Raw genomic sequence first — 11349 nt, forward strand, 5'->3', positions numbered from 1 at the left:
AAGTTCATCTATCTTTTTTTGCAGAGCGGCCGGCTTTAACAACAACGAGCATAATTTCAGTGAGGCCGGTCCTCTTTCCTTCAGTTTTTCAATCAGGTAATGAGCTGTATTGCCGGTATCAACAATATCTTCAATAATAAGTACATCCCTACCTTTTATATCAACCGTTAAATCAATATCCTCTCGTATTTTTAGTGAGCTGGTAGTACCGCCATAGTATGAAGCTAATTTGGTGAAGTTAATTTCGCAGGGAATGCTCACTTGTTTTATCAGGTCGGCAATAAATAAAAAGCTTCCGTTTAGCACGCCAATAAAAACCGGCACACTGTTACTATAATCCTCGCTCAATTGTGCGCCAATGGCTTTCACGTGTTCTTCAATCTTTTCGGCAGTTATCAGTATTTCAAATTCAAGATCGGCTATTTGTTTTTTCATTTGGTTTTGGTTCGTTTTTAAAGGTAGTGTGATCTCGCTGTTTTGTATTTTAACCGTGGCGAAACTTGTTTTTAAGCGCCTAAAATACTATAAATCACTTACAATAACGTGAAAAATAATTGTGACATATAAGCTTATCTTTGCAGTCGAATGATTGACTACCAACTTTATACTTTGCCCAATGGCATTCGTATACTATACAAGCACTGGCCATCGGCAATTACACATTGCTGCTTTATTGTAAACGCAGGCTCACGCGATGAAATTCCGGGACAGGAAGGACTTGCGCATTTTATTGAGCACCTGCTGTTTAAAGAAACCGAGCGCCGTAACACCAACCAGATACTCAACAGGCTTGAGCTTGTTGGTGCCGACCTAAATGCTTATACCACTAAAGAATATACCTGCATCCATGCATCGTTGCTTAACCAGCACCTCGACCGTACCATGGATCTTTTTGAAGATATTTTGTTTCACTCCACTTTCCCTGATGATGAGCAGGAGAAGGAACGGGGAGTTATTTTAGATGAAATAGCATCCTATCTTGACCAGCCGGAAGAAGCCATTCAGGACGATTTTGAAGAACTGCTGTTTAAAGATCACCCCATGGGGCAAAACATTTTAGGCACGCCCGAAACTGTTGGCCGACTTAATGGTGATGATATCCGCAGGTTCATAGCGGCCAACTATAATACAACCGAGATGATCTTTGCCGTGCATGGCAATTATGACTTCAAAAAACTGGTGGCCATGTCCGAAAAATATTTCGGCCACGTACCTTTTAACCAGCTTCAAAAAAACAGGATAAAGCCCGCACTGAGCCCTGCCGGTATCCACCTTTTTAACAAGCCTATTTCACAAACGCATTGCATGATAGGTACGCAGGCTTATTCATCAGGCCATGAGCATAAATGGGGTTTACTGTTGCTTAACAACCTGCTGGGCGGCGTTGGCATGAGCAGCCGGCTTAATCTCGAGATCAGGGAGAAACATGGTATAGCCTATACCGTCGAATCAAATTATACTCCATTAACTGATACCGGCATCTTCTCCATTTATTTTGGTACCGATACGGAAAAAGCGGGCAAAGCCTCCAAGCTGGTTCATAAAGAACTAAAAAAACTGCGCGAGCAAAAGCTGGGCACATTGCAGTTGCACCAGGCCCGGCAAAAGTTTATCGGGCAGATAGCATTAGCCGAAGAGAACCGCATGAGTCTCATTATTGCCATGGCCAAAAGTATGGTTGATTTTAACCGCATCGATACGCTTGAAGAGATCTTTGCTAAAATTAACCAGGTAAGTGCCGAACAATTGCTGGAGATCAGCAACGAAATTTTTGATAATAACCGCTTGATCACTTTGCTATTTGAGCCTAAGCAATAATCCTTTATTTTTGCACGATGAAATACCCTATCATTGCCTACGGTGATCCTGTTTTAAGAAAGAAAGCAACAGCCATTGAGCCCGACGAGTATCCGCATATAAAAGAACTGGTTGATAATATGTTTGAAACCATGTATGCTGCCCGTGGTGTTGGCCTGGCCGCGCCGCAGGTGGGCATGTCAATGCGTTTATTTGTGGTTGATGCCACTCCTTTTGATGATGACGAGCCGGAACTGAAGGATTTCAAAAAGGCATTCATCAATGCAACCATATTGGAAGAAACCGGCGAGGAATGGGGCTTTAACGAAGGTTGCCTGAGTATCCCGGATATCCGTGAGGATGTGTACCGCAAGCCTGTTGTACGCATGTCATACTATGACGAGCACTGGAAACATCATGAAGAAACCTTTAAAGGTATGGCCGCACGCGTTATCCAGCACGAGTATGATCATATTGAAGGCAAGCTGTTTACCGATAAGCTGAGCCCGTTGCGCAAACGCCTTATCGAAAAAAAGCTTAATGAGATCTCGAAAGGCATGGTTGATGTGGATTATAAGATGAAATTTCCCAACATTAAAAAAGGAAGATAATACCTGTCAAAAGTATACGAGAAGCCGCTGCACAGCGGCTTTTTCTTTTCTATACGCATAACCGCGCCTGTAAAAATTACAATACTATCTCTCTTCATTAAACCAATCAACGTAACTTCGGTCTTTGATTTGGCATTTTTAATGCGTTATATTTACACAACCAATCAATAAAACATAAACCAATGACTACCAGACGCTCATTTCTAAAAACTTCGGCGCTACTTTCAGCAGGCTTGTTGGCAGCTCCTAATTTGTTTGCATATGATAAAAAATATATCGGTTTGCAATTATATACCGTGCGTGATGCCATGGCGGCCGATCCCGTTGCTGCATTAGCCAAAGTTGCCAAAACGGGCTTTACATCTGTTGAAGGTGCAACCTATACCGGTACCGAATTATTTTACGGCATGCGCCCCGGCGATTTCGCGAATGTTTTAAAACAGAATGGCCTCATTATGCCAAGCGCACACTATCGCTTAGGCGAGGAACTGGTTAACGGCGAACACCAGAAAGGCACTATCATGAACGACTGGAAAAAAGCAGTTGATGATGCTGCTGAGGCCGGTGTACAATACATGGTTTGCGCCTACCTGTCACAATCAGAACGTGGCGACCTCGACCATTATAAAAACGTGGCCAACATGCTTGATATAGCCGGAGAAACCTGTAAAGGCGCAGGCATCCAGCTTTGCTACCACAACCACGATTTTGAATTTATCCAGGAAAACGGCAAATACCCGTACGAGATCTTACTGGAAAATACCGATAAGGACATGGTAAAAATGGAAATGGACCTGTATTGGGTAACCAAAGCCAACCAGGACCCTATCACTTTAATTGATAAGCATCCAGGGCGTTTCCCATTATGGCATGTTAAGGATATGGATAAAACCCCTGAAAAGAAATTTACTGAAGTTGGTAATGGCACCATCGACTTTAAGAAGATCTTTACCCAGGCTAAAAAATCGGGCCTCAAATACTTTTTTGTTGAGCAGGATGTTTGCCCTGGCGATCCGTTTAACAGCATTACACAAAGCATCAGCTATATTAAAAAGAACCTCGTGTAAAATTGCTTTTACACTGAATGTTAAAGGCTTGCAATTAAAACAAATTGCAGGCCTTTTTTATTTTATAATCGTAAATCGACACAGCACCAGTTTATCGTAAGTAAGGAAAAATGAGCCCAACCATGATCAAATATCTCATAGCCATTTTACTGGCCTCTTTCCTGTTTGCCTGCGCTGCCGAGGCGCAAACCCGCAAGCAACTTGTATCCGGCGATAAAATACCCTCCTTTTCCCTTACCGATCAAAACGGCAAAGCGTTCAATACTGCCGATTACGTAGGCAAAAAGGTATTGGTGGTTTATTTTTATCCCAAGGATGAAAGCATGGTTTGCACCAAAGAGGCCTGTGCTTTCAGGGATAGCTTTGATAAATTTACCAAAGCAGGCGCTATGGTTATCGGCATAAACAGCGGTACAGTAGCAGGCCACAAGGCCTTTGCCGATCATTATAAACTGCCCTTTACCGTTTTGAGCGACCCTGACAACAAGGTTTACGATATGTTTGGCGTAAAAAAGAAATTCTTCATGTCGGGCCGGGAAACTTTTGTGGTTGATTTGAAAGGGAAGATAGCTTATACCCACGAAGCCATGCTGCAAGGCAAGGAGCACGCCGACGATGCTCTGGCGTTTATCAACTCTGCCAAAGCCAAATAAATGATCAGCGCCTTAAAAATACTGTTCAGTATTGTTTTTGTGTGGATGTGTTACGTAGTGATCAGCACAAGCCTTGCACATAACCTGTTTAAAGAATGGGATTATTTAGGATCGATAGCATGGATGAGGGCCACCCTTTGGGATTTTTATGCCAACATTCTGGTTATTTATGTATGGATCTGCTACAAAGAAAAGAACTGGGTATGGAAAATAGTTTGGCTGATATTGCTGGTTACACTGGGTAGCCTGGCAAGTTGCGTGTACGTACTCATTCAGCTTTTCAGGCTCAGGGACAATGAAGGTTTAAAAGAATTTTTCGGCAGGCAAAATGGATAACAATTCAATTTGGATATTGGTGGTTTATTGCCTTATCGCTTGCTGCGGTATTATGGCCCTGGTATGGATTTGGGCGCACAAGATCAAAAACGCAGGGGTGGTTGATATCTTTTGGTCGTACAATTTTCCCGTTATCGCTATTATCCTGTTTTTCCTTGCTCCCGGATATCATGATCGCAAAGTGCTTATTTGCGCTATGGTGATTATTGCGGGCGTACGTTTGGGCACACACCTTGCAAAACGAATCATTACTCACCTGCACGAAGAGGAAGGCCGTTACCAGCAGCTCCGTAAAGAATGGGCGCCTAATGCCGAAAAGAAGTTTTTCTTCTTTTTCCAGTTCCAGGCAATCTCCAATGTCCTGCTGGCTATTCCTTTTTTTATCAGCTGCATGAATACTAAAGATGAGTTATCGCCATTTGAGTATGCCGGGTTTATCTTATGGTTCATCAGCGTAACCGGCGAAGCGATAGCCGACAGGCAACTGGCCTTTTTTAAAAAAGATCCATCCAACAAGGGCAAAGTTTGCGATACCGGCCTGTGGAATTACTCGCGCCATCCTAATTATTTTTTTGAATGGATGATGTGGGTATCCTACTTCGTTTTCGCGCTGGCTTCGTCTTATGGTTATTTAGCGGTGGTTAGTCCGGTAATTATCCTGTACCTATTGTTAAAAGTAACAGGGATTCCGGCTACCGAGGAGCAGGCTGTTCGTTCCAAAGGAGAAGCATACAAACGCTACCAGGCAACTACCAGTGTTTTTTTGCCATGGTTTAAAAGTATCCAAAAGAAATAAAAAGGGCAGGATTATGCGATTCCCTACCCTGGGAGGGTGTAGGGTAATGTCATTAAGTTAAGAGATTGACAGGTTGCACCAGCGGTGCAAAAGGTTTGTAGAAATGAAAGGTATGTCTTGTCTTAGTGTGCCAGAGGTACACAACTCCGGTGTTCCGTACCTCTGGCACGGTGATTTTCGGTATATGATGTTGCTACAAACCTGTTCCCCCTCCGGGGGATTTTTCTTACCTTAATGAGATTAGGGTATAGGGAGGGAATTAAAAAAGCTACCAAGTGTTTTTGTGCCATGGTTTAAAAAACAGTAACACTCAAAATCCGTAACCACCGTGTTAACGTATAACCATAAAACACAAATTACATTCAGCGTAAAACGTACTGCGTAATACGTTCAACCTAAAATTATGTGGTACGATAAACTCATTGAACAAAACCGCGTCCCCGATTTTTTACTGCGGCAAGGCATCCGCAAGCTATTAAAGCAGCGCCTTGCAGATGAAAACAAATTCAATGTCGAAGCCCAGCAGGCGCATTTAATGAACTTGATAGCCGAGCTTAAAGCATCGCCCATAGCGGTGAATACAGCCGATGCCAACGAACAGCATTACGAAGTACCAACTCAATTTTACCAGTATTGCCTCGGCAAAAACCTCAAATACTCAAGCGGATATTGGAAACCCGGCGTAACTAATATTGATACCTCCGAGGATGATATGCTGGAACTTACCTGTCAACGTGCCGAATTGGCCAATGGGCAGGATGTATTGGAACTGGGTTGCGGCTGGGGATCGCTGTCATTGTATATGGCGGCTAAGTTTCCACAAAGCAATTTCAAAGTGGTCTCTAATTCGCGTACCCAAAAGCTACATATTGATGAGCAAGCTCAAAAACGCGGTTTCAGCAACCTGACCGTGATCACCGCGGATATGAACGTTTTCCAGATCGACGAAAAATTTGACCGAGTAGTATCCGTTGAGATGTTTGAGCATATGCGTAACTATGAGCTGCTGCTTAAAAAAGTAGCCTCATTTTTAAAACCCGAGGGCAAGCTGTGGATCCATATTTTTACGCATAAAGAGTACGCTTACAAGTTTGAGGTAATTGACGAAACCGACTGGATGAGCAAATACTTTTTTACCGGCGGCATCATGCCCAGCGACGACCTTATGTTTTATTTTAACGATAATATGGTGGTTGAAAAGCATTGGCATGTAAGCGGTAGCCACTACGGCAAAACATCCGAAGCCTGGCTTAAAAACATGGATGCTCATAAAGCCGAGATAATGCCCCTGTTTGAACAAACCTACGGGAAAGAAGAGGCTGTAAAATGGTGGGTATACTGGCGTTTATTTTACATGGCTTGCGCCGAACTTTGGAACTTTAACAATGGCAACGAGTGGATAGTGAGCCACTACTTATTTCATAAAACTGCTGCATGATCCGTCTTATTATCATTATTATATTACTCCTCGTTTCCCTGCTGGCTGTTTTCAAGGCATTTGAATATTACATGTGGATGTTTGCCATCATTGCTACCGAGTTTTCATGGTTTTTTATACTGCTTACGCTTATAGCATTAGGAAGCGGCTATTATTCCGGCAAATATCAGCTGGTCGGCACCATTTTAGGCTTGATAGCATTAATGCTTTTTGCCTCACCAATTGTACGGGCCTACGTTGTTGCAGGCAGTTTAAAACAAAATTTCAGCAATGCTTTCGGCCCTGGTAGTACCATCATCAATGGTGACAATAACCATGCGCCATTTAGCTTTCGCAGCTTATTCGCCGGTAGCAAAACCGTAAATGCTAAACAAATAAATTATGTTTCCTACCCAGATGGCACAACACTCTCCATGGATTACTATCCATCGCAAATAGTAGGCAACAGGGCCTGTGTAATTATTGTACACGGAGGGGCATGGAACAAAGGTGATAATAAACAGCTCCCCGAACTAAACAGCCATTTAGCGCTGATAGGCTATAACGTAGCCGTTATCAATTACAGGCTTGCCCCCAAATATCAAAGTCCGGCTCCATTGGATGATGTTAACGCAGCACTTATCTATTTAAAAAAACATGCTGCAACATTGCATATTGATACCAATAATTTTGTATTGTTTGGCCGTTCGGCGGGGGCGCAAATTGCTTTACTGGCTGCCTATACCATGCACGATAAAAGCATCAGGGGCGTAATTGACTATTACGGCCCTGCCGATATGGTTTGGGGATATTCCATTCCGTCAAGTCCGCTCATTATGGATTCGCGCCAGGTAATGAGGGATTATATTGGCGGCAGCTACGAGCAGGTGCCCGAAAAATTTGCGGCAAGTTCACCGCTGGAATTTATTGATCACGAGTCGCCGCCAACGCTGATCATTCATGGTGATAATGATGTGCTGGTGTCGCCCGAGCATAGTCGCCGCATGAACGAGAAACTGGAGCAGAACGGCATTAAACATTTCCTGCTCAAACTGCCCTGGGCAACTCATGGCTTCGATTTTAATTTGAACGGCCCCGGAGGGCAGCTGGCCACCTATACTGTGGAACGATTTTTAAATACGGTAACCAAATAATATGTTAAAAACAGCCATTATAGGTACAGGCATAGCAGGAATGGGCAGCGCTCACTTCCTGCACAAAACGCATGATCTCACCATCTACGAGCAAAACGACTATGTTGGCGGTCATACCAATACGGTGACTGTAGATGAGGATGGCAAGCCTGTATATATCGACACCGGCTTTATGGTTTTTAACTATAAAACTTACCCTAACCTTTGTCGGTTATTTGCGGAGATAGGCGCGCCGGTTAAAAAAACCGATATGAGTTTCAGCGTACAGCATGTGCCTACCGGTTTGGAGTATTCGGGCTCAAGCGTTAACCACCTTTTTGCGCAGCGCAAAAATATCTTCAACATCAAATACCTTAAAATGCTGATGCAGATAGGGCGCTTTAATAAAGAAAGCGTTAAGATAGTTGATGACCCTAAATACGCTGATTATTCCATAGGGAGGTACATTAAAGAATTTGGCTTTGGCAAGGAAATGCTGTGGAAGTACCTGGTGCCTATGAGCTCGGCTGTATGGTCGACCCCGATGGAGCAAATGCTCGATTTTCCGGCAGTAACACTCATTCGTTTTTTTCAAAACCACGGCTTTTTAGGGCTCGATACCCAGCATCAGTGGTACACGCTGGATAAAGGAAGCCAAAGCTATCGCGAGATCCTGATCCGGTCGTTTAAAGAACGCATCCATATCAATCGTAAGGCGGTAAAAATAACCCGCACAAACGGCAAAGTAACCGTTCATGCTTCAGATGGTTCGCAGGAAACTTTCGACAGGGTGATCATCGCCACACACGGCGACCAGGCCCTCCAGCTTTTGGAAGCGCCAACTAATGATGAACAGCGCTTGTTATCATGCTTCAAATACCAGTACAACAAAGCCACCCTGCATACCGACGAAAGTATTATGCCCAAAACCAAACTGGCCTGGAGCAGTTGGAATTACCGCATCCAGATGCAAAACGGGCAGCTTACGCCAAGCACTATCTATTGGATGAACCAACTACAGGGTGTATCCGATAAAAGGAACTACTTTGTATCCATCAACCCGCATGATAATATCGGCCCTAAAAAGATCATCCGGGAAATAGACTACGAGCACCCGCTGTTTGACGTTCCTGCTATAAATGCCCAGGCCCAGCTGCATAAAATCAATCAAAACGGCCCGGTATATTTTTGTGGCAGCTATTTTAAATATGGTTTTCATGAGGATGCTTTTGCCAGCGCGGTACAGCTTTGCTCGCAGTTGTTGGGGAAGCCGGTTTATGATGATGCAGTCATCCAGCCGCCTTTATAATCCGTATATTCATATATGGCAAACCCGGCGGTTAATTCATGTTTATATAAAGCAATGGTGATGCACCACCGGCTCGCCCCCACAGTGCATAGCTTTCACTATAACGTATTCCTATTTTATCTCGATCTGGACGAGATCGATTTGTTGAACAAGCGTCTCAAATTCATGAGCCGCAACCGGTTCAACCTGTTCAACTTCCGGGATAAGGACCATCTGCAATTACCGCGCGAAAACCCGGATCGTTCAAAAAACGTCCGCCAGCATATCACAGCTTACCTTGAACAAAACGGCATTAATATCGGCCGTGGCCGCATCATGGTGCTTACCAATCTTTGTACCCTGGGCTATCAGTTTAACCCGGTGTCCTTTTATTTTTGCTACGATGAAGCCGGACAGCCCGTTTGTTCGGTGGTAGAGATCTGTAATACTTTTTTAGAGATGAAGCCCTATTTTTTAGGTGCGGATACCCGGCATGACGAAGCCTTTAAACTCAATACGGAGAAGTATTTTTATGTATCCCCATTCATGGACATGGACACTAATTTTGATTTCGACCTCAGCATCCCCGGCGAAAAACTCAGGATCAAAATTGACGATTATGACAGGGAGGGTAAGCGCTTTTTCATCAGCACTTTAAACGGCATCAAAAAACCGCTTACTGATGCCAATCTGCTGTTATATTTTATCAGCTTCCCGCTTATCACCATTAAAGTAATTACGCTTATCCATTGGCAAGCCTTTAAACTTTGGCTCAAAAAAATCCCCTTTCATAAAAAAGAAAGTCACAAAGAGCTGCAAAAGGAAGTTTACCGGCCTTACTCATAAAATGAATAGTTCTGCTTAAAACTATCCACCTGCCTAATACGTAATTAAGATAAAGTCAATTATATATCAGCAAATTATGGCAGGTACTTTATCCCTCGTTAAAAAAAGCGCCTTTTATCAAAGCCTTGTTCTCCAATTTTTATCAAAGATGGATAAAGGCTCCTTGTACCTTACGCTTCCGGACGGCGAGCAGATCACTATCGGTACCGGAGAGGGCAATATCAGCGCAACGATCAGGATAAATGACGAAGCTTTTTACAAGCGGCTGATCCTGTTTGGTGATATTGGTTTTGGCGAAGCTTATGTTGACGGTTTGTGGGATACCGATAACATCACCAATGTAATTAAATGGGTACTGCTCAATATTGAAAATGCACCGGGTCTATCGGGTAGCAAAACACAGGCGCTTTCATTAAACTTGCTCAAGTTTTTCAATAAGCTTTCGCACTTTAAAAGGGCCAATACGGTGGATGGCTCACGCAAAAACATTGCTGAACATTACGACCTCAATAACGATTTTTTTGCCAGCTTCCTTGACCCTACCATGACCTACTCCGCCGCTTATTTTTATAAAGACGGCCTGAGTTTGGAGGAAGCCCAGTTAGCTAAATACGACAGGCTTTGCCGCCAGCTGCACCTCAAACCAAGCGACCACGTACTGGAAATTGGCAGTGGCTGGGGAGGCAACGCCATTTACATGGCCAAAACCTATGGCTGCAAAGTAACTTCGCTCACCATATCCGAAGAGCAACATAAACTGGCCGTTGAGCGTGTCGAAGAGGCGGGCTTAACCGATAAAGTAAGCATTGAGTTAAAAGACTACCGGCAGATGGATGGCGTATTTGACAAGATCGTATCTGTTGAGATGCTGGAAGCCGTGGGATATAACTTCATGGACGTGTATTTTAAAAAATGCCACGACCTGCTTAAAAAGAATGGCATTTTAGCTATCCAGGTCATCACCTCGCCCGATTCAAGGTACACCGCCCTCCGCAAAGGGGTCGACTGGATCCAGAAACATATTTTCCCGGGCTCGTTGCTGCCATCGGTTGGTGCCATCAATAACTCCATCAACCGCACGGGAGATCTGACTATGGTCGACCTGAAGGATATTGGTCTTGACTATGCCACCACACTTAAACTTTGGTTCAATGCCTTTAACGCCAATCTGCCAACTGTACGCTCCTTAGGTTTTGATGACAGGTTTATCCGCAAATGGAATTATTACCTGTGCTACTGCGAAGCCGCTTTTGAAATGCGCAACATCAATGTAATGCATTTGGTGTATACAAGGCCTAATAATATTGGCAGGTAGTTTGGCGAGTGGTTGATTGAGTTGGATTAGCAAAAGATAAAATGTCATTGGCACAAAGCAATCGCATGCTATACAGAGCGGCTATGCTTC

General features: G+C 43.8%; 12 protein-coding genes. 11 read left to right on the forward strand and 1 reads right to left on the reverse strand.

Going from position 1 to position 11349, the window contains the following annotated elements:
* Positions 1-435 (reverse strand): phosphoribosyltransferase (locus VF500_RS27740; RefSeq protein WP_330862773.1); only part of this gene is annotated, 435 nt, incomplete at its 3' end.
* 153 nt (positions 436-588) lie between these two features.
* Between VF500_RS27740 and VF500_RS27745 the strand changes: the two genes are divergently transcribed.
* The 11 genes from VF500_RS27745 to VF500_RS27795 all read left to right on the forward strand — a co-directional run bounded on the left by VF500_RS27745 (position 589) and on the right by VF500_RS27795 (position 11259).
* On the forward strand, positions 589-1818 hold the full coding sequence (locus VF500_RS27745) for a pitrilysin family protein (RefSeq protein ID WP_330862783.1): 1230 nt from the start codon (positions 589-591) through the stop codon (positions 1816-1818).
* Positions 1819-1835: 17 nt separating this feature from the next.
* On the forward strand, positions 1836-2408 hold the full coding sequence (def, locus tag VF500_RS27750) for a peptide deformylase (RefSeq protein WP_121232833.1): 573 nt from the start codon (positions 1836-1838) through the stop codon (positions 2406-2408).
* A 182-nt stretch (positions 2409-2590) separates the two neighbouring features.
* Entirely contained in the window at positions 2591-3475 is an 885-nt protein-coding gene (locus VF500_RS27755; RefSeq protein ID WP_330862774.1) for a sugar phosphate isomerase/epimerase, read from the forward strand.
* A gap of 122 nt (positions 3476-3597) precedes the next feature.
* Entirely contained in the window at positions 3598-4128 is a 531-nt protein-coding gene (locus tag VF500_RS27760; RefSeq protein WP_330862775.1) for a peroxiredoxin, read from the forward strand.
* Complete coding sequence (locus VF500_RS27765; protein ID WP_330862776.1) at positions 4129-4464, forward strand: DUF1475 family protein; 336 nt, start codon at positions 4129-4131, stop codon at positions 4462-4464.
* Entirely contained in the window at positions 4457-5260 is an 804-nt protein-coding gene (locus VF500_RS27770) for a DUF1295 domain-containing protein (RefSeq protein WP_330862777.1), read from the forward strand. The genes VF500_RS27765 and VF500_RS27770 overlap by 8 nt, the downstream gene beginning before the upstream one ends.
* A gap of 403 nt (positions 5261-5663) precedes the next feature.
* Positions 5664-6698 (forward strand): cyclopropane-fatty-acyl-phospholipid synthase family protein, encoded by a 1035-nt coding sequence (locus VF500_RS27775; protein WP_330862778.1) that lies wholly within the window; start codon positions 5664-5666, stop codon positions 6696-6698.
* Entirely contained in the window at positions 6695-7831 is a 1137-nt protein-coding gene (locus VF500_RS27780; RefSeq protein ID WP_330862779.1) for an alpha/beta hydrolase, read from the forward strand. Before VF500_RS27775 ends, VF500_RS27780 begins: the two co-directional genes overlap by 4 nt.
* 1 nt (position 7832) lies before the next feature.
* Complete coding sequence (locus VF500_RS27785) at positions 7833-9119, forward strand: NAD(P)/FAD-dependent oxidoreductase (RefSeq protein WP_330862780.1); 1287 nt, start codon at positions 7833-7835, stop codon at positions 9117-9119.
* A 15-nt stretch (positions 9120-9134) separates the two neighbouring features.
* The gene (locus tag VF500_RS27790; RefSeq protein ID WP_330862781.1) at positions 9135-9944 is read left to right on the forward strand and encodes a DUF1365 domain-containing protein; all 810 of its coding nucleotides are present in this window, start codon (positions 9135-9137) and stop codon (positions 9942-9944) included.
* Between the two features lie 148 nt (positions 9945-10092).
* Complete coding sequence (locus VF500_RS27795) at positions 10093-11259, forward strand: cyclopropane-fatty-acyl-phospholipid synthase family protein (RefSeq protein WP_330862782.1); 1167 nt, start codon at positions 10093-10095, stop codon at positions 11257-11259.
* The last annotated feature ends 90 nt before the right edge of the window (positions 11260-11349 follow it).

It is taken from the genome of Mucilaginibacter sp. (genome assembly GCF_036383575.1).
In the GTDB taxonomy this organism is placed as follows: domain Bacteria; phylum Bacteroidota; class Bacteroidia; order Sphingobacteriales; family Sphingobacteriaceae; genus Mucilaginibacter.